Below are 23,103 nucleotides of genomic sequence, written 5' to 3'. Positions count from 1 at the left end.
GGTACGGCTAACGCCAGGGGCCGGTCATCTGACGAAGCCCTGCGAGCGCAGCCAGTCGCGGGCGACCAGTACAGGGACGTCGCCGTCCACGTCCACCTGGGCGTTGAGCCGGCGGATCACGTCGTCGGTGAGCTTGGCGCTGATGGGCGCGAAGATGCGGGCGATCTCCGGATGGGCCTTGGCCACCTGGTTGCGGATGGTCACGGCCGCGTTGTACTGCGGGAAGAAGTGTTTGTCGTCCTCCAGCAGCACGAGGCCGAGCGCGTCGATGCGGCCGTCCGTGGTGGTGATCATGCCGAGCGTGCACTGGCCGGCCGCGATCGCGTTGTAGAGCACGCCGGTCGACATCCGGCGTACGTTGCTCCGGGGGACGTCCTTGCCGTACTGGAGGCCGTAGCCCTTGAGCATGCCGAGGAAGCCGTCGTCGCGGCCGAAGGTCTCGTGGTCGACGCAGAACGTGCGCTGGGCGACCGGGACCTTCGTCATGTCGGAGATCGTCTTCAGGCCGTACCTCTCGGCCGTGGCGCGGGTGACGCCCATCGAGTAGCTGTTGTTCAGCGGGGCAGGCGGCAGCCAGACGATGCCGTTCTCGCGCAGGTCGAGGTCGCGTACGGCTGCGTACTGCTTCTCCGCGTCGGGGATCGCCTTCGTCTGGCCGAGGTAGGTGATCCAGCCGGTGCCGGTGTACTCCCACATCAGGTCGGCGTCGCCGCGGGTCAGCGAGGTCCGGGCGTTGACGCTGCCCTGCACGTTCGTCTGGTCGGACACGTCCGCCCCGGCGGCGGTGAGCGCGACCACCGCGATCTTGCCGAGCACGAGCTGCTCGGTGAACTCCTTGGACGTCACCCGCACCTTGACGCCTTCGAGCGAGGGGATCGGGCGGATGCTGCCCGGCTCGATCGGCGGCACGAACGACGACGCGGGGCGCAGCCCGCACGCCGTCACCGCGACGAGCACGAGCAGCGTCACCATCATGCGAGACCTCATGAGAGGCCCTTCGGTGCCAGGTAGCGCTGGGCCAGGCCGCCCAGCCAGTCGAGGATCAGCGCCAGCACCGCGATCAGCACGCATCCGGTGACGAGGATCAGGTTGCGCTGCGTGCTCACGCCCGTGGTGATCAGGTCGCCGAGCCCGCCGGAGCCGATGAACGCCGCGATGCCCGCCGTGCCGACGTTCAGCACGAGCGTGGTGCGTACGCCCGACAGGATGATCGGAGCCGCCATCGGCAGCTCCACCTTGAACAGCACCCCCGCCGCCGACATGCCGATGCCCCGCCCCGCGTCGGTCAGGCGCGGATCGACCTGGTCGAGGCCGACCATCGTGTTGCGCAGCGTCGGCAGCAGGCTGTAGGCGAACAGCGCCGCCACCGCCGTCCAGAAGCCGATCTGGAACACCACCGCCAGCAGCACCACCAGCCCCACCGCCGGGGTCGCCTGCCCCACGTTGACCAGGGCCAGCACGAACGGGGTCGCGCGGCGCAGGCCGCGCCGGGTGAGCAGCACGCCCAGCGGCAGCGCCACCACGAGCACCAGCACGGTGGAGAAGAAGACCAGCTGGATGTGCTCCCACGTGCGGCGGAACAGGAACGGCAGGTTGAGCGAGCCGCGTTCGATGCCGTCGAGCGGCGCCAACTGGGTGTAGAGGACCATCGCGACGCCCACGGCCAGGTAGCCCAGCAGGGGCAGGAAGACGTGCCATGACCGGCCGATCTCCGGCTCGGGGGTCGTGGCCTCCCTGGCGGCGGCGCTTTCGATCGTCACGGCGCCTCCTCGGCGGCGGCGCTTGCCGCCGTCATCCTGCGCAGGCGTCGCTCGCGTTCGCGGGCCTTGATGGCGGCGATCGCGTTCTGCACCGTGGCCAGCGAGAGCGAGCCCGCGTACGCCTGCCGCCTGCCCACCACGGGGACGTTGTCGGTGTCGGCGTTGAGCAGCTCTTCCAGGGCGTCCTGCAAGGTCATGCGGTGGCTGAGGGCGCCGGTGATCGGGTCGCCGGCCTCTCCGACCGGGCCTTCGCGGCCTTCGAGGTGGTCCAGGCCGATCCAGCGGAGCGGGCGGCGCATGCCGTCGATGATCAGCGCGTACCCGCGCCCGTCACGCTCGATCTCGGCCCGCAGCTCCTGTGCGTCGGCGTCCTCGGAGGCGTAGAGGACCTGGTCGAGCTCGATGTCGCCCACCTTGGTCAGGCGCAGCAGCCGCATGGAGGAGCCGGCGCCGAGAAACTGTTCGACGTATTCGTTCGCAGGGTTGGTGAGGATTTCGGTGGGTCTGGCGTACTGGACGATGTGGCCGGGCCGCTGCATGACCGCGATGTGGTCGCCGATCTTGAGCGCCTCGTCCACGTCGTGGGTGACGAAGACGATCGTCTTGGCCAGGTCGTCCTGGAGGCGTAGCAGCTCGTCCTGGAGGCGTTCGCGGCTGATGGGGTCGAGGGCGCCGAACGGCTCGTCCATGAGCAGGACGGGCGGGTCGGCGGCCAGCGCCCTGGCCACGCCGACGCGCTGCTGCTGGCCGCCGGACAGGCGGCGCGGGTAGGTGTCGCGGTACGTGCCGGGATCCAGGCCGACCAGCTCCAGCAGCTCGTCCACGCGTTCGGCGATGCGCCGTTTGTCCCAGCCGAGCATCTTCGGCACCTGCGCGATGTTGGCGGCCACGGTCATGTGGGGGAACAGCCCGGCCTGCTGGATCACGTAGCCGATGTGGCGGCGCAGCCGGTCGGGGTCGATGCCGCGCGAGTTCTGGCCGCCGATGAGGATGTCGCCGGACGTGGGCTCGATCAGGCGGTTGATCATGCGCATGGTCGTGGTCTTGCCGCAGCCCGAGGGGCCGAGCAGGACCACGATCTCGCCGGCCGGGATGTCGAGGTCGAGCTCGTGCACGGCCGGTTCGCGGCCTCCGGGGAACGCCTTGGTCACCTTGCGCAGCTCGATCGGCACGCCGCTGGTGGGCTGGTCAGCCATGAGCGCCTCCCATGGCGGCCCGCCGTTCGCCGGGGGTGGTGAACCGGCCGATCAGCACGAAGACGCCGTCGAAGAGCAGCGCCAGGATCGCCACCCCGATCGTCCCCGTCAGTGCGGAGTTGACCGCGTTCGCGCCGCCGAGCCGGGCCAGACCCGAGAAGATCTGCTCACCCAGCCCGGGGCCCGAGACGTAGGCGGCGACCGCGCCGATGCCCATGGCCAGCTGTGTGGCGACCCTGATGCCGGTGAGGATGACCGGCCAGGCCAGCGGGAGCTCGATCCTGGTCAGCAGCCGGCGGCGGCTCATGCCGATGCCGCGGGCCGCGTCCACCAGCAGGGGATCGACGCCCTGCAGGCCGACGATGGTGTTGCGGATGATGGGCAGCAGCGCGTACACGACGATCGCGGTCACGCTCGGCGCCACGCCCAGGCCGAGCGGCGGGATCAGCAGGCCCAGCAGGGCCAGCGACGGGATCGTGAACAGCACGCCCGCGATGGTGGTGGCGAGGGCCGAGGGTCTGGGACGGCGGTAGGTCGCCACGCCGATGAGCACGCCCAGAATGGCCGCGATCAGGACGCATTGGGCCACCATGCTGGCGTGCTGGACCGTCTCGAAGAGGATGAGGTCCCACCGATCCTCGACGTAATCCCACAGGCTCATCCCCTAGGACTTAACCAAGCTTGTCAACCTCAAACGTCACAGACGTCACTTCTGTCGCGTTTGGTGGGGTTTGCCGAGGTGGGCTTTACGGCCTTGGGCCGGCCGATGGATCACATCAGGTCGGCGGTGAAGTGCGCCATGGTGGCCAGCCAGCGGTCGGGGTCCTCGGCCTTGCGGCGGGCCAGGTCGGCGACCTCCGGGTGCGGGAAGATGTGGAAACGTTCGGCGGCCAGGCCGTCGATGACGGCCGTGGCCACGTCCGCCGGGTCGAGGATGGCTCCGGCGGCGTGCACGGCCTTCGCGGTCGGGTGGCCGGTCTCGATGCCGTGCTCCAGCATCGCCGTACGCACGCCCTGCGGGCACAGGACGCTGACCTTGACGCCCTTGGGGGCGTAGTGAACGGCCACCCACTCGGCGAACGCGATCGCCGCCGCCTTCGTCACCGCGTACGGGGCGTCGCCCGGGCAGCCGAGCAGGCCGGCGGCCGAGCAGGTGTTGAGCAGGTAGCCGCCGCCGCGGGCGACCATGGAGGGGACGGCGGCGCGGGCGGCGTACACGTGGGCCATGAGGTTGACCGAGAAGAGGCTGTTCCAGTCCTGGTCGGTGGCGTCCAGGCCGCGGCCGTCGATGATGCCGGCGTTGGAGCAGAACAGGTCCACCGGGCCGAACGGGGTGTCGACCAGGGCGGCCACGTCGGACTCCGAGGAGACGTCCGCGCGTACGGGGACGGCCCTGTCGCCGATCTCCTTGGCCACGGCGGTGGCGCCCGCCTCGTCCAGGTCGGCGACGACCACGCCGGCCGCGCCCTCCTCGGCGAACCTGAGTGCCAGCCCGCGGCCGATGCCGCTTGCGGCGCCCGTGACGACGACGACCTTGTCCCTTACCAGCATGATCGCTCCTCCGTGCCGGGGGCGGCTGCTTCGAGATTAGAACATGATTCTACTGTCGGTGGAGCGCTTTCAGATGAGAGGTTTCTCATCTGTGCCTCAGCGTGGTCTCCTCGAAGGACGACAGGGTCATGCTCATGAAACATCGGGGAGCGGTGATCCTGCTCGGTCTCGGGGTGGCGGCGGCGGGGTTCATGTCGATACAGCTGGTGCGGGCGGCCGAGGTGGGGCCGGATCTGGGCGGGCCGATCGTGGTCTCGTCCTCTCCGTCGCCGTCCTCCTCGCCGGGCCGGCGTACGGGGACGCCCTCACCCTCGTCCTCGCTGCCTGCGGACGGAAGGAGCGCGGAGCCTTCCGACGGAAGGAGCGTGCGGCCTTCGGGCGACGCCAGGGCCACGACGACGGTCACGCCTACCGCTACCCCCTCGGCTACGGCGACGGCTTCGGGTGAGGAGAGCAGGAGCGGGCGGTCCACGGTGCGCAGGTCGAGGGCCGAGCCGGTCGAGCCGCCCGCGCCCAGACCTGGGGGCGGCGACGATGATGACGACGATGGTGGCGACGATGACGGCGATGACTGATGGGGCGGGCGCATGTGGGTGAGCGCCCGGGCCCGGATCGTGGGCTGGATGCTGTCCGTCGTGGGCCTCGCCCTGTCGGTGGCGATCTTCGCGACCTGGACCGTCCTGCTCACCCGGCTCGACGACCGGATCTCCGCCGAGCTGCGCAACGAGGTCCACAAGCTCAGGATCTACGCCGGCAGTGCGCTCGACCCCGGGTCAGGAGAGCGGGTGACCGACGTCGACGAGCTGCTCACCGGCTATCTCCGTCTCAACGCCCCCGACCGCTGGGAGACCTTCTTCACCATCATCGACGGCAAGGCCAGCAAGGCCACCTTCATCCCGCCGCCCGTCCCCATCGACGGCGACGACGCCCTTGTCGCCCGGATGGCCACCGCGACCAGGGTCGTCCGCGCGGCGCTGGAGACCACGCAGGGAACGGTCCAGTACGCCGTCATCCCGGTCACCGTGGCCGGCGATCCCCGCCAGGGGCACCTCGTGGTGGCGATCTTCTACGACCTGCACCGCGACGAGATCGTCGACGCCGTGCGTGTGCTCGGGCTGTCCGCGCTGGCGGCGATGGGGCTGGCGGGGGCGGCCGGATGGTTCGTGGCGGGGCGGGTGCTGGCGCCCATCCGGCTGGTGCGGATGACGGCGGAGCAGATCAGCGACTCCACCGATCTCACCCGCCGGCTCTCGGTGCCCGGCGACGACGACGTGGCGGCGCTGGCGGGGACGTTCAACCACATGATCGACCGGCTCGAACGGGCCTTCGTCGTGCAACGGCACTTCATGGACGACGCCGGCCACGAGCTGCGTACCCCGATCACCGTCATCCGCGGCCACCTGGAGCTCATGGGCGACGACCCCGGCGAGCGGGCCGAGACCCTCGCGCTCGTCACCGACGAGCTCGACCGGATGAACCGCATCGTCGACGACCTGCTCATCCTGGCCAAGGCCGAGCAGCCGGGCTTCCTCACGCTCGACAACGTCGAGCTGGCCGATCTCACGGTCAGCGTGGTCGCCAAGGCGCGCGCGCTCGGCCCCCGCCGCTGGCGGGTCGACGAGGTGGCCGAGGCCCGCCTGCCCGCCGACCGCCACCGGCTCACGCAGGCGCTCATGCAGCTCGTGGCCAACGCCGTGCGCCACACCGCCGACGACGACCTGATCGCCGTCGGCTCCGCCGTCCGCGACGGCCGGGTCGAGCTGTGGGTACGCGACAGCGGCCCCGGAGTCCCGCCCGCCGAGCGGGAGCGGATCTTCGGCCGGTTCGTCCGCGGCGCGGGCCGTGCCGGCACCTCCGACGGCGCTCCCGACGGGGCCGGCCTGGGCCTGGCCATCGTCAGATCCATCGCCCAGGCTCACGGAGGCACCGTGCAAGTGACGGACGCTCCCGGCGGCGGAGCCTGTTTTGTCATGTCCCTGCCCATGTGGGAGTTGTGGAGGCTGCATTGAACCGGATCCTGATCGCCGAGGACGAGGCCAGAATCGCGTCCTTCGTGGAGAAGGGACTGCGGGCCAACGGCTTCGTCACGGCCGTGGTCGGCGACGGGGTCGCGGCCTACGACCTGGCCGGTGCGGGCGGGTTCGACCTGCTCATCCTCGACATCGGGCTGCCGTTGAGCGACGGGTTCACGGTGCTGCGGCGGCTGCGGAGCGCGATGGTGAACATCCCGGTGATCATCCTGACCGCCCGCGACAGCGTGAGCGACACGGTGGCGGGCCTGGAGGGCGGCGCCGACGACTACATCGCCAAGCCCTTCGCCTTCGAGGAGCTCCTGGCCAGGGTGCGGCTGCGGCTGCGGGCCGACCGCACACCCGAGGTGACCGTGCTGCGCGTCGCCGACCTCTCGCTCGACCTGCGGACCAGGCGGGTCTACGTCGGGGATCGGGCTGTGGACCTGTCCACCAGGGAGTTCGCGCTGGCGGAGATCTTCTGCCGCCACCCCGACCAGGTGCTGACGCGCGAGCAACTGCTCAGCCACGTGTGGGGCTTCGACTTCGACCCCGGCTCCAACGTGGTCGACGTCTATGTGCGTTACTTGCGGCGCAAGATCGGCGCGGACCGGATCGAGACCGTCCGGGGCACCGGCTACCGGATGAGAGTCTCCTAATCGTCACCTCACCGCCGCCTCACCCCGCCTCGACAAGCTGTTCACCAAGAGCACCACCAGCTGTTCACCGAGGGCACTACCAAAGGAGCGGCCTTGCTGACCGGACTCGTGATGGACCTCGTGGCGATCATCGCGCTCGCCTACGGCCTCTACTATCGGCGCCATCATCGGCGTGATCTGCTGTTCGCCTACATAGCGCTCAACGTGGGCATCTTCGCGGTCGTGTCGCTGCTGCTGGTGCAGCGGGTCGACATCGCCGTCGGTTTCGGGCTGTTCGGCGTGCTGTCCATCATCCGGCTCAGATCGAGCGAGATCACGCAGCAGGAGATCGCCTACTACTTCGTCGCGATCGTGCTGGGCCTGGTCAACGGCATCGCCGGCGCGTGGCCCCTGACCGCGCTGCTGCTCGACGGGGTGCTGCTGGTGGTGATGTACCTCGCCGACCACCCCGGCCTGCTCGGCCAGACCCGCCACCAGGTGGTGACCCTCGACGTGGTGCACACCGACCCGGACGCGCTGCGACTGGACCTGGAGAGCCGGTTGCGGGGGCGGGTGCTGCACTGCGTGGTCACCCAGGTCGATTACGTCCGCGACGTGACCGTGGTGGACGTACGTTACACGGCCTCGAACGCCAAGGTGAGGGTCCGTTGATGGATGAGCCGGGTGTGCGGGCGGGGATACGGGGGCCTGGGGACGAGTAAGGCGCGCATGTCGGGACGCGGGGACGAGTAAGGCGCGAATGTGGAAGGGGGCGTGGTGATGGGTGAGTCATATGCCGATGCGCTGCTGGCCGGGGTTGCGGCCGGGGTGCCGCCGATCGGGCTGGAGGAGGTGCCGGAGCTGATGAGCCGGGTCGACTGCAAATACATCGTGACGGCGTCGACCATGGCTCGGCTCGCGGCCGAAGCGGGGGATCGGCTCTGTGTGCTGCGGATCGGCGGGCGGCGGCAGTTCCGCTACACCTCGACCTACTTCGACACCCCCGACCTCCTCACCTATCGCCAGCACCGGCAAGGCAGGCGACGCAGGTTCAAGCTCCGCACCCGGACCTACCTCGACGGGGGTGGCCGCTGGCTGGAGCTCAAGCTCAGCGGCGCGCGGGGCAGCACGGACAAACATCGCATTCCCTACGACGGGGCGCCCAGCGGGGCGCTCACGGAGGAGGCACTCGACTTCGTCCGCGACACGCTCCTCAGTGAGCTGCGGCTCATCACGCCCGAGACACTGGAGCCGGTGCTGGCCACCGACTACAGGCGGGTGACGCTCATCGACCGGTCCGGCGGGGCCCGCCTCACCTGCGACACCAGCCTGCTGTGCCACGACGGGTCGCGCAGCACTCCGGCTCGAGGTGACCTGGTTCTGCTGGAGTCGAAGTCGGCGGACGGGAAGGCGATGATCGACACGCTGCTGCGCCGGATGGGGGTGCGTCCGGTCAGCGTGAGCAAATACTGCCTCGCGGTCGCCGCACTCCGCGATTTACCGGCCAACCACTGGCACCCCATCCTGCACCGCTACCTGGCCCACCGCCCCGCTCCCCGCCGGTCGCTTGTTGTCGGTTGAGTGCTGGGTTGGTCGTCGTGTTGTTCGGCGGTCGTCTGTTGATGGTCGGGTGCGGGCTTTGCTGTGGTGCTGTAGGCCGACCACCCGTTCTTCGCTGAGTGTGGTGCCCACCGTTGTGTTCTTCGTCGGCCGCCCACCCTCGCCGATCGCAGGGTCACCGCCACTCACCGTCCTGTTCCCCGCCCGACTCAGCGTCCTGCGCCCCGCTGGCCGCAAGGCCCGCCGTCCCGCTCTGCTCTTTGCCGGTCTCAGCGTGCAGCGTCCTGCTGGCCGCAGTGCACTGTCTGCTCGCAGCGCCGCAACCCGCCGATCGTCTGTTCTCCGTGGCAGCGCCTGCCGTCGTGATCTCCGCCGGTCGACCGCCGGTCGACCGCTGGCAGCTCGGCCTGCGCTGCTGGCCGGCTTAGCGCCTTGCTCTTCACGCGCTGCCCGTTGTCCGTTGCCCGCTGGCGACTGGCGACTGGCGACTGGCCACTGTCTGCTGCCTGCAGGGTCGCCGTCCCGCCCTCAGCCCTGCCGACCGCGGCGCCTTTGCATCCCGCCGTTCCGCCGTCTCGCCGGTCGCCTTGGCCGAGGTCCCTCGCCTCGTTATCCGTAGTGCGGAGAGGTGGGGTGGATATCGTGAGTGGTGAGTGGATTGGCCGTTTGGAGAATTGCGGGGTGAGTGGTCTGTTTTGGTGAGTAGTTGTTGTGCTTTGCTGCTTCTCTGGTGTTGCTTGATAGGGGAGATACCGGACCGTGCCGGTCTGGGCTGGGGAAACTCGACAAGTGGGATGGCATGGTGATAGGCAGGGACTTGGGCAGTGATGATGAGTGGCGGTTGCTGCTGGATGTGCTTGCCGGCCGACGGGGGCGGGCTTGGTTGGTTGGATTGCGGAACGCGCTGCTTTCGGGGCAAAAGGGAAATAGCTGATGCTTGAGCGCATTCATGAGATACCGGGTGTCTTGCTGAGTGCGGATGAGTATCTTGACGATTTCTGGCCTAATTTCCGGAAGATTGATGACGTTTTCTGGAAACTCGAACGGGTGCAGAGCTTTCGTGAGCCGAACGAGCCTGGTTGGGTCGCGATGCTGGAAGGCGACTGGGATCGGTCGATGAAGTTGATCGACGGGGGACGCGGTGTGGCGGGGGAGGGCGAGGGCCGGGTTGAGCGGTTCTCCCGGCGGCGGATAAGGATCGTGGAGCAGCCCGTCACGCCGTACGTGCAGTGGGAGATGCACGTACTCGCGCTGAGAGAGGCGGCTGCTGAGCAGGTGCGGGTGCTCGACGCCGGTGAGGTGGCCGAGCAGGAGGTCGGTCGCAGGCTGCCGGAGTTGGTCGTGCTGGGGACGGTGGCCATGTACGAGGTGACGTACGACGCGTCGGGCCGGCACAGCGGGGCGCGGCGGATCGACGATCGGGAGGTGATCGCGGCCTGCCGGGGGGAGCTCGACAAGATGTTCGCGGCGGGGGAGGAGTTCCGGGCTTACTACGAGCGGGAGATCGTGCCGTTGCCCGCCCCGCGGATGACCGTTTGAGGGGGCGGTTGGTTGCGCTGTTCGCCTGCGCCGGCCCCAAGTCCTGACCGCTCCTTGACCGCGTCCAGACCGTCAAGCCCGCCGCTCAGCCCCCGCCGCTCAGCCCCCGGTTCTCAGCCCTCGGCCCCCGATCCTCAGCCCTCGGCCCCCGATCCTCAGCCCTCGGTCCCCGATCCTCAGCCCTCGGTCCACGACCGGGGGCTGAGCCGTGCCCGCAGCCGTGCCCGCAGCCGTGCCCGCAGTCGTGCCCGTCGCCGTGCCTCCAGATCAGGTGCCGGAGTGTTCGTCCAGGGCGGCCTCGTAGGCGCGCATCGTGGCCACGATCGTCGCTCGTTCGGCGGGGGTGAGCGCGGCCAGCACCTCCGTCCACGCGGCGGCGCTGCCGGAGAGCCACTCGGTGATCGGGGCCGCGTAGTCAGGGGCGATCGCGACGATCCTGCGGCGCCGGTCGGCGTCGTCCTCCTTCCTGGTCAGTACGCCGAGCCGGGACAGGTCACCGACCATGAGGCTGACAGTGGTGTGTGCCACCTCCAGGCGCTCGGCCAGCTGGCTCACCGTCAGCGGGCCTTCGTACTGCAGGTGGGCCAGCAGGGCGAGGTGCCGGGGGGCGAGGTCCAGCCCGCGCAGGGCGGCCGGGACCGGCAGCCGCTTCGCCCGCCCGACCAGCCGGGGCATCAACAGCAGCATCGATCGGACCGCCTGAGCCGTCGTCATACCGTCACTGGCGCTCATCTCTTCACCCTGTTACCTTTGCTATCAAATATGTTTTGCAAACAAACGGAGGTCTCGACCATGCCACATCTGACCGCACGCCTGCCCGAGAGTAAGCTGTCCGGCCGCGAGCCGGAACTGATCGCCGCGCTGACAGAGGCCGTCGTTCACGTGTACGGGGAGTGGGCTCGCGACCTGGTGGTCGTCCATCTCGACGGCGTGCCCCGGGGGCGCTGGGCCGTCGGCGGCAAGGTCGTCGACGACGCCGCGGCCGCGATCACGTTCGGCATCCGCGAGGCGGCCCTGACCCGTCCCGGCGGCAAGGAGATCGCGGCCCGGCTGGTCGCCGGGCTGACCGACGCGGTCGCCGACGTCCTCGGCGCGGAGACACGTGCCGGCACCAGCATCGACCTCGTCGCGATGCCCGAGGGCCGCTCCGGCCTCGGCGGGATCATCCCCGAATAGCCCCACCCGGAGTCTTCGCTTGGTGCGCCGTTTTAGGGGTCGTGCCGGAGAAAGGCCGTGCCGGGTCACAGGGGGAGGTTGCCGGTGGCGGCGCTGGTGGAGCCGGTTGCCTGGTAGGCGGCGATCGTGCGTTCCGCGATGCGCATCTGATGGATCTCGTCGGCCCCGTCGGCGAAGCGGGCCCAGCGGGCGTGCTGGAACATGCTGGCCAGCGGCGTGTCCGTCGAGTAGCCGAGGGCCCCGTGCACCTGGATCGCGCGGTCGATGATGCGGTTGAGGCTGCCCGCCACGAAGTGTTTGGCCATCGACACCTCCGTACGGAAGTCCTCGCCCTTGTCGATCTTGGAGGCGGCGTGCAGGACCATGAGCTTGCACTGGTAGAGCTCCATGGCCGAGTCGGCGATCAGCCACTGGATGCCCTGCTTCTCGGCCAGCAGGGAGCCGTGGCTGTAGCGCTTGAGCGCGCGGTCGACCATCATGTCCAGGGCCGTCTCCGCCTGCGAGATCCAGCGCATGCAGTGGGCCAGGCGGGCCGGGCCGAGCCGGTACTGGCCCAGGCGGTGGCCGTTGCCGCGGCCCCCGAGGATCGCGGTGCCGGGCAGGCGCAGGTCCTTGATGACGATCTCGCTGTGACCGGTGGAGCCGTGCATGGTCTCGACCTCGCGCACGTCGTTCCAGCCGGGGTTGGGCAGGTCGACGAGGAAGGCGGTGTTGGCCCCGCGCGAGCCCTCCGGCACGTCCTGTTCCGTCCTGGCGATGAGGATGGCGAAGCTGGCCCGGCGGGCGTTGGAGATGAACCATTTGTGGCCGTTGATCACCCACTCGTCGCCGTCCTGGACCGCCTCCGTACGGATGAGCGTGGGGTCGGAGCCGGCGACTTCGGGCTCGGTCATGGCGAAGCAGGACATCTGGACGCCGTCGAGCAGCGGGCGCAGGTACTTCTCCTTCTGCGCGTCGTCCGCCCAGTGCAGCAGGGTGTGCATGTTGCCCTCGTCCGGCGCCTGGCAGTTGAGCACCCACGGGCCGATGCGGGTCTTGGCCGCCTCCGACTGCACCATGGCCAGCTCCACGTGCCCGAGGCCCATGCCGCCCCACTCCTTCGGCATGTGCGGCAGCCAGAGCCCCTCGGCCTTGGCGAGCGAGCGCAGGTGGAAGATCGTGCGGAGGTAGGCGTCGCGGTCGTCCTCCCGCACCTCCTCCATGGCGGGAACGACCGTGCCCTGGATGAAGGCGCGGACCCGCTTGCGGATCTCCTCGTGCTCGGGGGAAAGGGTGAAATCGATGGCCATGCTCACTCCTTGGGAACAGCGGGGGCAGGTGACGTCTCCGGGTAATGGCAGGCGAGCCAGTGGTCCGCGCCGATCCGCCGGATCGTGGGCTCCTCCTCGGCGCACCGCGCCGCCGCCCGCGGGCAGCGCGTACGGAAGCGGCACCCCGTCGGCGGGCTGACCGGCGACGGCGGCTCGCCGCTGATGAGCTGGTCGGCGGGCGGGAGGTCGAGGCCGCCGCCGGGGATGGAGGCGATCAGGGCCCGCGTGTACGGATGCGCCGGCCGGCCGATCAGGTCGGCGCTCGGCGCCAGCTCGCACACCTTGCCGAGATACATCACCATGATCCGGTCACTGACGTTCTTCACCACGGCCAGGTCGTGGGCGATGAAGACGAGCGTGAGCCGGTAGCGGTCCTTGAGGTCCTCCAGCAGCCCGAGGATCTGGGCCTGCACCGAGACGTCCAGCGCCGACACCGGCTCGTCGCAGATCACCACCTCGGGATCGAGGATCAGCGCCCTGGCGATCGAGATGCGCTGGCACTGCCCGCCGGAGAACTCGTGCGGCCGCCGTACCGCCGCCGTCGCCGGATCGAGCCCGACCGCCTCCAGCACCTCGTCCACCCGGTCGCCGGGCAGGTTCCACACGCGCGGGCCCTCGCCGACGATCTCGCGGACGCGGCGGCGGGGGTTGAGGGAGGAGATGGGGTCCTGGAAGATCATCTGAAGGCGGCGGCGGGTTCTGCGCAGGGCCTCGCCTCGCAGCGCGGTCAGTTCGAGTCCGTCGAGCCGTACGGAGCCGGAGCGGGGCGGCGGGAGCTGTACGAGCGCCCGCGCCGCGCTGGACTTGCCGCAGCCCGACTCGCCGACGATGCCGAGCGTCTCGCCGCGCGCCAGGTCGAAGCTCACCCCGGAGACCGCGCTGACGGTGCGGCCGCGGCCGGCGGGGAACTCCACGACCAGATCCTCCACCCGCAGCACCACCTCGTCACGAGGACGCAGGTGAGCGCTTCCGCTACCGGCCACCGCCGTCAGCCCCTTCCGTCAGGTGAGCGCCTCCGCTATCGGCCACCGCTCTCAGCCCCTCCCGTGACTTCCGTGATTTCCGCGATGTCGGAGGACGGCGCCGTCGTCGTCCCGTCCAGGGCCCGCCCGCGCGGGTGCCAGCAGGCGTAGCGGCGATGGTCGTGCGCGTCCTCGAACAGCGGCGGCGCCTCCCCCTCGCACCGTTCGTCCGCGTACGCGCACCGCGCCCGGAACGCGCACCCCTCGGGCAGGTCCACCAGGTCGGGCGGCCGGCCGGGGATGACCCTGAGCCGATGGTGCACGGGGTCGGTCAGCCGGGGCGCCGCCTGGAGCAGCGCCTCCGTGTACGGCATCCGGGGCCGCGCGAACACCTCGGCCGCCGGCCCCCATTCGACCACCTTGCCGGCGTACATGACGATCACCTCGTCCGCCCACCCGGCCACCACGGACAGATCGTGGCTGACCAGGACCACGGCCATGTCCCGCTCTTCGCGCTGCCGGTGCAGCAGCCGCAGCACCTGGTCCTGGATGGTCACGTCGAGCGCGGTGGTGGGCTCGTCCGCGAACAGCACGTCGGGCCGGCACGACAGCGCCATCGCGATCGTCACCCGCTGCCGCATCCCGCCGGAGAGCTGGTGGGGGTAGCGGCGCAGCATCCGTACGGGATCGGGGATGCCGACCGAGGCCAGCAGCTCCGCGGCCTCCGCGCGGGCCTGCCGGCGGGTCAGGTTCATGTGCACCCGCAGCGGCTCCATGACCTGGGTGCCGATGGTGCGCACCGGGTTCAGCGCGGTCATCGGGTCCTGGAAGACGGTGCCGAGCCGCGGCCCGAGCACCGAGCGCATCTCGGCGGCGGTGTAGGAGGTCAGGTCGTCGCCCGACAGGTACACGTTCCCGCCCCTGACCGACGTGCCGGGCAGCAGGCCCAGAACGGAACGGATCAGCATCGACTTGCCCGATCCCGACTCCCCGACGATGGCCAGCGTCCGGCCGCGCTCCAAGGTGAACGACACCCCGTCCACGGCCTTGACCAGGCCGCGCGGCGTGACGAAGTGGGTGCGCAGCTCCTCCACCTGGAGCAGGACGTCGCGGACGGGATGCGTGGTGGCAGGCAGCGCGGGGGCGGCCTGGCGTATCGGTTCGAGACCGCTCTCCCGGACGTCCGTCAACGACCGCAGCCGGTCGCCCACCAGGTTGAACGACAGCACGGTCAGGAACATGGCGATCGAGGGCGCCAGCACCACGTGGGGCGCGGTCTCCATGAGCGTGCGGCCCTCGTTGATCAGCCCGCCCCAGGTCGGGGTGGGCGCCTGGACGGACAGGCCCAGGAAGGCCAGGCTGCCCTCGGCGACGACGACCACGGCCATGCCGATGAACGCGTACGACGCCGCCGGCACCGCCACGTTCGGCACGATCTCCCGCCACAGGATGCGCCGGTCGCGGGTGCCCAGCACGCGGGCGGCCAGCACGAACTCGCGCTCGGCGAAGGTGAGCGTGGCGCCCCTGATGAGCCGGACCCAGGAGGGGACGCCGAGCACACCCAGCACGATCAGCACGTTACGCAGGTTGGCACCGGCGAAGGCGACCACGGCCAGCGCGAACACCAGCGCGGGGAACGCCTGCGCCACGTCGTTGACCGCCATGATGACCGCGTCCGCGGCCTTGCGGCGGTAGCCGGCCAGGATGCCGAGCGGGGCGCCGATGCCCAGGCCGAGCAGGACGGCGCCGATGCCGACGCCGAGGGAGACGCGGGCGCCGTACACGACCCTGCTGAGCACGTCGCGGCCGAGACCGTCGGTGCCGAACGGGTGCGCGGCGCTGGGACCCGACTGGGGCGGCCCGGCGAGCGTCTCGTCATAAGGGGCGAACGGCAGCAGGTCGGCCAGGAGCGCGGCCAGCAGGATCAGCCCGATCCAGCCGACCGCCAGCCAGAAGCCGAGCCCCGCCCGCCTACGCACGCCTGATCCTGGGATCGACGGCGGCGTACACCAGGTCCACCGCGAAGTTGACGACCACGTAGCCGACCGAGATCAGCACGACGCCTCCCTGAACCGTCAGGTAGTCGCGGGAAAAGATGGAGTCGACGATGAGCCGCCCGACACCGGGCAGGCCGAAGAGCGTCTCGATGATCACGGTGCCGCCGATGAGCGCGCCCAGGTTGAGGCCGACGGCGGTGATCAGGGTGATCGCGGAGGGGCGCAGCGCGTGCCGCCACATGATCCGGCGCGGGGACAGGCCGCGGGCGCGCGCCAGCGTGATGTAGTCCTCCTGGAGGGTGGCGATCAGGTCCGTACGCAGCAGCCGCGCGTACACCGCCAGTTGCCCCGCGCCCAGCGTGACCGCGGGCAGGATGACCGAGGTGAGGTTCCAGCCCAGGTCGAGGGAGATGGGCGTCCACCCGGTCGCGGGCACCACCTGCCAGGTGACCGCGAAGACGAGGATCAGCAGCACGCCCAGCACGAAGACGGGCGTGGACAGCAGCGCGAAGCTGAGCGCGGTGAGCGCCTGGTCCAGCGCGCGGCCCGCGCGGCGGGCGGCGGCCACGCCCACGGGGATCGCCAGCCCCAGCGCGATGACCTGCGCCGCGACCAGCAGTTCCAGCGTGACGGGCAGCCGTTCGGCCAGCTCGGAGCCGACGGGCATCCGGGTGATGTACGAGGTGCCGAAGTCGCCGGTGGCCAGGCCGCCGAGCCAGTCGAGGTAGCGCACCAGCAGCGGCTGGTCCAGCCCCATCTCCTGGCGGAGCTGGGCGCGGGCCTCCTCGGTCGCCGACAGACCCAGGATCTGCGTGACCGGGTCGCCGGGCAGCAGGTTGAGCAGGACGAAGGAGAGGAAGGTCACCACGACCAGCACCACCAGGAGCCGGATCAGCCGGTGGAGGACGATCACCGCTCGCTGACCCAGAGCTGGCCGAACGGGTGGTACGGGATGGGCGACCCGGTCAGCGGCAGGCCCTTCTCACCGTCGGGCAGCACGTGCTCGCCGATACCGCGCACCTTCGTCTTGGCCACGATGGCGCCGGTGTTGAGATGGTCGACGAAGATGTAGGGCACCAGCTCGCGCAGGCGTTCCTGCACGGTCTTGTACGCGGCCTTGCGGGCGGCCTCGTCCGGGTTCATCCGGCCGACGTCGAACGCCTTGCTCAGCGCGTCGTCCTTGAGCCTGGTCATGTTGAGCGAGACGGCGCCGATGGGCTTGGCGTAGCCCTGGTGCATCCAGATGTACTCGCCGTCGGGGTCCTGGGCGGAGAACTGCGTCCACACGGTGGCCGTGAAGTTGCCGGTGATGGCGCGGTTGATCAGGTCGGCCTGGTCAGCCTGCTTGATCGAGACCTCCATGCCGGCCTTGCGCCACATGTCCTGGGCCAGCTCGACGCCCTGCATGGTGTTGGGGTCGGGGGTGGAGATCAGCTCGAAGCGGATCGGGCCCTTCTCCGCCTCGACCTCCTTGACCAGCGCGGACGCCTTGGCCAGGTCGTACTCGGGATAGCCGCCGGGGGCGTACCACTTGGAGTCCTTCGACCACGGGCCGTCGGCCGGCTCGGTCAGCCCGCCGCGCAGGGTCGAGATGACGGCCTTCCTGTCGGTGGCGTGGGCCATGGCCTTGCGCACCCGTACGTCGTCGAGCGGGGCCACCTCGGTGTTGAGCAGGAACATGTACTCGGCCACGGCCATGCCCTGCGCCCGGTGGATGGTGTAGGCGTCCTTGAGCGCGCCGAACTTGGTCAGGTCCTCGTCGCGGGAGGTGCCGATGGCGTCCACGCCGCCCGCTTCGAGGGTCTGGGCCCTGGTCTGGCTGTCGGGCAGGATCCGGAACTCGACCTCGTCCAGGTGGGGCAGGCCCTGGCGCCAGTAGCGCGGGTTGCGGGTGACGACCATGCGGTTGTCCGGCACGTACTCCTTGAAGAGGAACGGGCCGGTGCCGACCGGCTTGAGACTGGCGGCCTTGGGGTCGTTCAGCGAGGCCGGCGGGACGATCATGCCGGTCTGCGTGGACAGGTAGTAGGGGAAGGCCACCCACGGCTGGTTCAGCACGACCTTGACCGTCATGGGGTCGGCCAGCTCGAACGACTTGATCGGCACGAAGACGGCCGCGGTCAGCGGCGACTTCTTCTGCGCCTCCAGGTTGGCCTTGACGATGTCACCGGTCAGGGACATGCCGTCGGAGAAGGAGATACCCGATCTGACCTTGATGGTCCACTCGTCGTAGGTGTCGTTCGGGGTGAGCGACTCGGCCAGGTACGGCTTCCAGTCGCCCTCGGCGTCCACGCTCACCAGGGCTTCGATGATCGTGCCTGCCATGCTGTAGCTCTGCGCCGCGAACTGGTCGGTGATCGGGTTGAAGCCGTTGGCGTCCGCGCTGAGCGCGTAGACCAGGCGTCCGCCCTGCACGGGCCCTGTTACGGGCACTGTCGCGGGCGCCCCTGACTGCGGCGGCCCCGCGACCGGCCGTTGCCCGCTGCATGCCAGCAGCACCGTCGCGGCCAGCACCAACGTGGCCGGCGTCCTCCAGCGTCTCATGCACGCCCTCCTCCCGGCTGATCCCCCGAGAGCAATTTCACCGATAGTACTATCGGTGAAATTCCGCACAAGTGCCGCGGGACAATCGTTACGAGGGGAGGGGGATCGATGACGGGCACACCGCTGACCAGAAGCGAGGCCAAGGATCTGACCAGGCGCAGGCTCATCCGCGCCGCGCTGGCGATCCTGGACGAGGAGGGCGAGGCGGGCCTGTCCACGGTCAAGGTCGCCAAGGCCGCCGGCATCGCGCAGTCCAGCTTCTACGTGCACTTCAAGGACATGCAGGAGCTGCTGCGGGTGCTCGCCGACGAGGGCGGCGAGCAGTTGTTCGCGGCCATGCGCGAGGCCCGCCGCAAGGCCCGCGAGGCCCCCGACGACCTCGAACGGCACCGCGACACGTTCCGCATCCCGCTGGTCGCCATCTGCCGCCATCCCGAGCTGCTGCGCATCCAGCTCAGAGCCAGGTACGACCCCTCGTCCTCGCTGCGCGACTTCGCCGTGGCGACGGCGGCGGCCCATCGCGATCACCACGCCGCCGACCTGGCCGCGCTCGGCTACACCGCCGACGACGAACGCGACAGGCGGCGGCTGGAGATGATCGCGGAGGGCATCAACGCGGCCACCAACGCGCTGGCCATGGGGCACCTGGAGGGGCGCTACCCCGACCTGGACGAGGCCGCCGACATCCTGACCGCCCTGTCCCGCGGCGCCCTGCGGCTACTGCGCAGCACGTCGGCCAAGGCCGCCCCCACGGAGCGGCCTCAGGACGAGGCCGCGCCGGGGGACGGTGCTCAGGAAGCGGCGGCTCCAGGGGACGGGGCGGCTCCGGGGGACGGGGCGGCTCGCGGCGGGCCGTGACGCGTTCGCTCAGAGCCGCACCTCGGCGGCGAGTGCCGACGCCTCCTCCTCGCTCAGCCTGCCGTCCGCGACGATCGTGACCACCCGCCGGGTCAGCGTGCTGTCGACGATCAGCGGCGTGTCCCAGGCCAGCGCCTGCCCCACGCCCGGATACTCCTCGACCCGGACGAACCACGGGTCGTCCGCCTGGACGAAGATCAGCGTCCAGTCCCGGCCCTCCGGGGTGCGGCCCGACATGGCGATCCACGGCTCCCGGCTGCCGTGCACCGCCCGCTCGTCGCCGGGCAGCGTGCGGCGGGCGTGGGAGGTGCCGGGGGCGCGCCAGAAGAAGCCGCCGTAGCCGGCGCCCGCCCGGCCCTTCGTGGCCGAGCTCTGGATCGTCAGCGGCTCGCCGGTGAGGTTGGTCAGCGTGAACGCGAAATCCAGCGCCCAGGCGGCCCCGACCGGTGGGGAGCCCGGTGGGGAGCCCGGTGCCCAGGCTCCGAGCTGCGGCGGGTCCTGCGTCGAGGCTGTCCCGATCGGCCGGGCCGTGACCGTTCGTTCCTCGCGGGCCATCAGGCCGCCGGGCCCGATCCACTCGATCTGCTCGGCGAACCCGCCGTCCTCCAGCCGGGTGAACGCCACGTGCCGCTGCTGGCCGTGATCCGCCAGCCAGGCCGGCCCCCGGTCCTTGACGTACGTGCGCCCGCCCCAGAAGTTCGCCCCGCCGAGGTCGGAGATCGCCACGCCGACGCCCAGGTGGTGCACGTGGTCCTCGGGGCGGACCTCGGTCACCTCCACGCCGCCGAGCGTGCGCACCCCGTACAGGTAGGGGCGGGGCGAGTCGGTGGCGGGCAGGTCGGGACGCCAGTCGTAGACGGCCACCTCCCGGCCCGACACCAGCAGCTCCACCCGCGTCCACGCCGCGCCCAGCTCGGAGTAGAGCGCCAGCTCCCTGGCGCTGAGGTCGGTCAGCCCGACCGCGCCGGGCAGCACCCGGCCGGTCACCTCGCCCGACTCGTCCCGGTGCACGATCTGGTGCCGTTCGGGGATCGGCACCGGTTCTGGGGCCAGCCGGATCGCGTCCAGCACGCGCGTGAACCGTTCGGTGCCGGCCAGCGGCACCAGCAGGTCCGCGCCCGTGCGCGCGTGGTCGATGAGGTTCTCCAGCAGGCCCGTCCGCTCGTGCGCGGTCGTCGTGACCGAGCCGTCGTCCAGCTCCACCGTGAGCCGGTCCTGGGTGTAGTAGAGCGTGGCGCGGCCCGCGTCGCCGTGCACGGTCACGTACGGCTCGTGCCGCGGCTGCTCGTCGGGCGCGCACAACGTCACCGCGATCGTGATCGTCAGCCCGTCCTCCAGCCGGACGCGCAGGCAGGAGGTGTCGTCCGACTCGATCGGGTTCGCGTGGTAAAGCTCGGTCTCGATCTCCGCGATCGGGGCGTCGGCGATGGCCAGCGCGGTCGCGACGGCGTGCGCGAACGGGTTCGTCAGCGCGCCGTCCATCACGTCCACGCCGTTCAGCCGGCGCCGGCCCGCCCACGGGGAGCGGGTGAAGTAGGAGGCGGGACGCGCCCAGGCGCCCGCGCCGCCGATGCCGCGCACCCGGCCGAGCGTGCCGCCCGCGATCAGCTCGCGCAGCGCCGGGACGGCCGTCGATCCGAGCGACTGGAACCCGACCTGGCAGCTCAGCCCGGTCTCCGCGACCGCCGCGGCGATCCTGCGGTGCTCGTCGGGGTTCGGCGCCGGCGGTTTCTCCAGCAGCACGTGCGAGCCGGCCCGCAGCGCGGTCACCGCGAGGTCGGCGTGGGTGTTGATCGGCGTGCAGACGACGGTGAACTCCGCGCCCGTCTTGACGATCAGCTCGCCCAGGTCGGACGACTGCGGCGGCGTGGCGAAGTCCACCTCCACGGGCCGCAGGTCGCAGATCCCGGCCAGCGTGACCAGCCCGCGCCCGCTCAGCTCGCGCAGAATGCCCAGATGGTGCTGTCCGTGTCCCTGCGCCCCGGCCAGGACGACCTTCGCCGGCGCCATCACGACCACCTCAGCCCGAGCCCGGCCCGGCCGCCGGCCCGCAGCACACCGCCGGAGATCTCCACGGGGTACGGCTCCGCCAGCAGCCCCAGCCGCCCGAACGAGGCGTCCTCCACGTCCTCCACCATCGACGGCAGCGGCAGGGCCAGGGCGAGCTGCCCCGACACCTCGCTCAGCAGGTGCGGATAGACCGGCACGTCATAGGTCCTGGCCAGCTCCGCGATCCGCAGGAACGGCGTGATGCCGCCGACCCGCACCACGTTCGGCTGGACCACGTCGCAGGCGCCCGCCGCCAGCAGGTCGCGGAAGCCGTACGTGGTGTAGACGTTCTCGCCCACCGCCACCGGCACGTCGATCGAGCGGCGCAGCTCCACGTGCCCGGCCACGTCGTCGGCGGGCAGCGGCTCCTCGATCCAGTGCAGCCCGAACTCGCGCAGCGCGGCCAGCGCCCGCCGCGCCCTGTGCAGGTCCCAGCGCTGGTTGGCGTCGATCATCAGCAGCCGATCGGGGCCGATCACCGCGCGCACCGCGGCCACCCTGGCCACGTCCTCGGCCAGGTCGGGACGGCCCACCTTGATCTTGACGCCCCGGTAGCCGGCCGCGACCCAGCGCCCGGCCTGCTCGACCAGCTCCTCCAGCGGGTAGTGCAGGTTGACGCCGCTGCCGTACACGGAAAGCTCGTCGCGCCGGCGGCCCAGCACGTCGGGCAGCGCCTCGGCGCCGCAGCGCAGGTCCCACAGCGCCAGGTCGACGCCGGCCAGCGCGACCGTGGTGATCCCGCCGGGTCCCGCCTCGCGCAGGTGTCGCCACAGGCGGTCCCACACCACCTCGGGATGGGCGGGCAGCCCGATCAGCGCCTCCCGGATGTCGTGGTCGAGCAGCGCCCGCACCGCGTGCGCGCCGATCTGCGGCGTCCACGAGAAGCCGGTGCCGGTACGCCCGTCGGCGAGCGTGACATGGGTGACGATCACGTGGTTGGCCGGCACGTCCGCGCCCCACGGGCGCGGCAGCGGGGCGGTGCGCAGCTCGGTACGCAGGTCCGCGATCGTCATGACGCCACCCGTTCCAGCCCGGTCTTGATCAGCGTCTCCAGCTCCTCCAGGTGCTCGCCGCTCACCTCCACCAGCGGCGGGCGCACGGAGCCCACGTCCAGGCCGCGCAGCCGGACGCCGGCCTTGACCAGCGAGACGGGGTAGCCGGGGACCTTGCCGCGCAGGCGTACGAGCGGGGCGTAGAACTCGGTGAGCAGCCGCTCCTCGCCGTTCAGGTAGGCCAGCGCGATCTCGGGAGCGAAGGCGAACACCGCGCTGGAGTACAGCTCGACCCCGAGCCCCCGGTAGGCGGGCATGGTCAGCTCGGCCGTGGGCAGCCCGTTGAAGAACAGGAAGTCCGGGTACGACTCGCGCACGGCCAGCACGATGCGCTGCATCCGGTCGATGTCGCCCACGCCGTCCTTGAGCCCGATCACCCCGGGCAGGCCGGCCAGCGCCACCACGGCCTCCGGTTCGAGCACCACGGAGCCGCGCTGGTAGATGATCACCGGCAGCACCTCGGCCACCGCCCGCACGTACGCCTCGAAGCCGTGCCCAGGCCCCTGGGCCAGGTACGGCGGCATCAGCAGCAGCCCGTCCGCGCCCGCCTCCCTGGCTGCCCGCGCCTGGTTCAGCGCGGCGCCGAGCGGCCCGCCCGCGCCCGCGAACACCGGCACCCGGCCGGCCACGACCTCGGCGGCCACCCGTACCGCCCGCGCGTGCTCGGACTCCGACAACGCGGAGAACTCGCCCGTGCCGCAGGCCGCGAACACGCCGCCGGGGCCGTGCTCCATCCCCCGCCGCACGTGCTCGGCCAGCACCTCCTCGGCGAGCGCGCCGCCGGCGTCGAACGGGGTCACGGGAAAGAACAGCACACCGCTGAGATTCACGGAATCTCCTTGAGAATAGAAACCCCGGCCTTGTGGGCGGGACGGAAAGTCGGACAGGTGCCGCTGAATCCC

At 70.8% G+C, this 23,103-nt stretch carries 22 protein-coding genes; 7 read left to right on the top strand and 15 right to left on the bottom strand.

All coding sequences use genetic code 11. The features are described from left to right. Positions 1–24: 24 nt before the first annotated feature. From AB0C28_RS46505 to AB0C28_RS46480, 6 genes are all read right to left on the bottom strand, one after another. Positions 25–987 (bottom strand): glycine betaine ABC transporter substrate-binding protein, encoded by a 963-nt coding sequence (locus AB0C28_RS46505; protein ID WP_358082478.1) that lies wholly within the window; start codon positions 985–987, stop codon positions 25–27. Beyond that, a complete protein-coding gene (locus tag AB0C28_RS46500) occupies positions 984–1,760 on the bottom strand; it encodes an ABC transporter permease (RefSeq protein ID WP_358082475.1) in 777 nt (258 codons plus the stop codon). The genes AB0C28_RS46505 and AB0C28_RS46500 overlap by 4 nt, the downstream gene beginning before the upstream one ends. Then, positions 1,757–2,956, bottom strand: a complete 1,200-nt coding sequence (locus tag AB0C28_RS46495; RefSeq protein ID WP_358082472.1) for a betaine/proline/choline family ABC transporter ATP-binding protein — start codon at positions 2,954–2,956, stop codon at positions 1,757–1,759. The genes AB0C28_RS46500 and AB0C28_RS46495 overlap by 4 nt, the downstream gene beginning before the upstream one ends. Further along, on the bottom strand, positions 2,949–3,617 hold the full coding sequence (locus tag AB0C28_RS46490; RefSeq protein ID WP_357861709.1) for an ABC transporter permease: 669 nt from the start codon (positions 3,615–3,617) through the stop codon (positions 2,949–2,951). The genes AB0C28_RS46495 and AB0C28_RS46490 overlap by 8 nt, the downstream gene beginning before the upstream one ends. Before the next feature lie 110 nt (positions 3,618–3,727). After that, positions 3,728–4,507, bottom strand: coding sequence for an SDR family oxidoreductase (locus AB0C28_RS46485; protein ID WP_357861710.1), 780 nt, complete (start codon positions 4,505–4,507; stop codon positions 3,728–3,730). Positions 4,508–4,592: 85 nt separating this feature from the next. Next, complete coding sequence (locus AB0C28_RS46480; RefSeq protein ID WP_357861711.1) at positions 4,593–4,913, bottom strand: hypothetical protein; 321 nt, start codon at positions 4,911–4,913, stop codon at positions 4,593–4,595. Positions 4,914–5,094: 181 nt separating this feature from the next. On the opposite strand from AB0C28_RS46480, the gene AB0C28_RS46475 reads away from it, so the two are divergent. The 5 genes from AB0C28_RS46475 to AB0C28_RS46455 all read left to right on the top strand — a co-directional run bounded on the left by AB0C28_RS46475 (position 5,095) and on the right by AB0C28_RS46455 (position 10,253). Then, positions 5,095–6,516, top strand: a complete 1,422-nt coding sequence (locus tag AB0C28_RS46475) for a HAMP domain-containing sensor histidine kinase (RefSeq protein ID WP_358082469.1) — start codon at positions 5,095–5,097, stop codon at positions 6,514–6,516. Beyond that, positions 6,513–7,175 carry a response regulator transcription factor gene (locus AB0C28_RS46470; RefSeq protein WP_357861714.1) on the top strand — a complete coding sequence of 221 codons (663 nt, stop codon included), beginning with the start codon at positions 6,513–6,515 and terminating at the stop codon, positions 7,173–7,175. Before AB0C28_RS46475 ends, AB0C28_RS46470 begins: the two co-directional genes overlap by 4 nt. Before the next feature lie 111 nt (positions 7,176–7,286). After that, a complete protein-coding gene (locus tag AB0C28_RS46465) occupies positions 7,287–7,826 on the top strand; it encodes a DUF4956 domain-containing protein (protein ID WP_357861838.1) in 540 nt (179 codons plus the stop codon). Between the two features lie 108 nt (positions 7,827–7,934). Next, the gene (locus AB0C28_RS46460; RefSeq protein WP_358082467.1) at positions 7,935–8,735 is read left to right on the top strand and encodes a polyphosphate polymerase domain-containing protein; all 801 of its coding nucleotides are present in this window, start codon (positions 7,935–7,937) and stop codon (positions 8,733–8,735) included. A 912-nt stretch (positions 8,736–9,647) separates the two neighbouring features. Beyond that, positions 9,648–10,253: a DUF6879 family protein gene (locus AB0C28_RS46455; RefSeq protein WP_357861718.1), complete on the top strand. Its 606-nt coding sequence runs from the start codon at positions 9,648–9,650 to the stop codon at positions 10,251–10,253. A 267-nt stretch (positions 10,254–10,520) separates the two neighbouring features. On the opposite strand, the gene AB0C28_RS46450 is transcribed toward AB0C28_RS46455, so the two are convergent. Continuing rightward, positions 10,521–10,985, bottom strand: coding sequence for a helix-turn-helix domain-containing protein (locus AB0C28_RS46450; protein ID WP_357861720.1), 465 nt, complete (start codon positions 10,983–10,985; stop codon positions 10,521–10,523). Between the two features lie 60 nt (positions 10,986–11,045). Between AB0C28_RS46450 and AB0C28_RS46445 the strand changes: the two genes are divergently transcribed. Next, complete coding sequence (locus AB0C28_RS46445) at positions 11,046–11,429, top strand: tautomerase family protein (RefSeq protein ID WP_357861722.1); 384 nt, start codon at positions 11,046–11,048, stop codon at positions 11,427–11,429. Between the two features lie 65 nt (positions 11,430–11,494). Here AB0C28_RS46445 and AB0C28_RS46440 read toward each other — a convergent pair whose 3' ends face one another. The 5 genes from AB0C28_RS46440 to AB0C28_RS46420 are packed head-to-tail and all read right to left on the bottom strand — an operon-like array spanning position 11,495 to position 18,242. Beyond that, complete coding sequence (locus tag AB0C28_RS46440; protein WP_358082465.1) at positions 11,495–12,718, bottom strand: acyl-CoA dehydrogenase family protein; 1,224 nt, start codon at positions 12,716–12,718, stop codon at positions 11,495–11,497. 2 nt (positions 12,719–12,720) lie between these two features. Continuing rightward, the gene (locus tag AB0C28_RS46435; RefSeq protein WP_358082462.1) at positions 12,721–13,722 is read right to left on the bottom strand and encodes an ABC transporter ATP-binding protein; all 1,002 of its coding nucleotides are present in this window, start codon (positions 13,720–13,722) and stop codon (positions 12,721–12,723) included. 35 nt (positions 13,723–13,757) lie between these two features. Continuing rightward, complete coding sequence (locus AB0C28_RS46430; RefSeq protein WP_358082460.1) at positions 13,758–15,680, bottom strand: dipeptide/oligopeptide/nickel ABC transporter permease/ATP-binding protein; 1,923 nt, start codon at positions 15,678–15,680, stop codon at positions 13,758–13,760. Next, positions 15,673–16,611, bottom strand: a complete 939-nt coding sequence (locus AB0C28_RS46425; protein WP_357861730.1) for an ABC transporter permease — start codon at positions 16,609–16,611, stop codon at positions 15,673–15,675. The genes AB0C28_RS46430 and AB0C28_RS46425 overlap by 8 nt, the downstream gene beginning before the upstream one ends. Beyond that, on the bottom strand, positions 16,608–18,242 hold the full coding sequence (locus tag AB0C28_RS46420; protein WP_358082457.1) for an ABC transporter substrate-binding protein: 1,635 nt from the start codon (positions 18,240–18,242) through the stop codon (positions 16,608–16,610). Before AB0C28_RS46420 ends, AB0C28_RS46425 begins: the two co-directional genes overlap by 4 nt. A gap of 108 nt (positions 18,243–18,350) precedes the next feature. Between AB0C28_RS46420 and AB0C28_RS46415 the strand changes: the two genes are divergently transcribed. Continuing rightward, positions 18,351–19,100, top strand: a complete 750-nt coding sequence (locus AB0C28_RS46415) for a TetR family transcriptional regulator (RefSeq protein ID WP_357861734.1) — start codon at positions 18,351–18,353, stop codon at positions 19,098–19,100. A 9-nt stretch (positions 19,101–19,109) separates the two neighbouring features. Here AB0C28_RS46415 and AB0C28_RS46410 read toward each other — a convergent pair whose 3' ends face one another. The 3 genes from AB0C28_RS46410 to AB0C28_RS46400 are packed head-to-tail and all read right to left on the bottom strand — an operon-like array spanning position 19,110 to position 23,031. After that, positions 19,110–21,110: a DUF6807 family protein gene (locus tag AB0C28_RS46410; protein WP_358082454.1), complete on the bottom strand. Its 2,001-nt coding sequence runs from the start codon at positions 21,108–21,110 to the stop codon at positions 19,110–19,112. Then, complete coding sequence (locus AB0C28_RS46405; protein WP_358082452.1) at positions 21,110–22,162, bottom strand: mandelate racemase/muconate lactonizing enzyme family protein; 1,053 nt, start codon at positions 22,160–22,162, stop codon at positions 21,110–21,112. The genes AB0C28_RS46410 and AB0C28_RS46405 overlap by 1 nt, the downstream gene beginning before the upstream one ends. Next, positions 22,159–23,031 carry a 5-dehydro-4-deoxyglucarate dehydratase gene (locus AB0C28_RS46400; RefSeq protein WP_357861740.1) on the bottom strand — a complete coding sequence of 291 codons (873 nt, stop codon included), beginning with the start codon at positions 23,029–23,031 and terminating at the stop codon, positions 22,159–22,161. The genes AB0C28_RS46405 and AB0C28_RS46400 overlap by 4 nt, the downstream gene beginning before the upstream one ends. Positions 23,032–23,103 lie beyond the last annotated feature (72 nt).

It is taken from the genome of Nonomuraea sp. NPDC048892, from assembly GCF_040649735.1.
GTDB classification, from domain to species: Bacteria; Actinomycetota; Actinomycetes; order Streptosporangiales; family Streptosporangiaceae; genus Nonomuraea; species Nonomuraea maheshkhaliensis.
The sequence above is the reverse complement of the archived record's forward strand: the minus strand, read 5'-3'. Positions and strand labels throughout refer to the sequence as shown.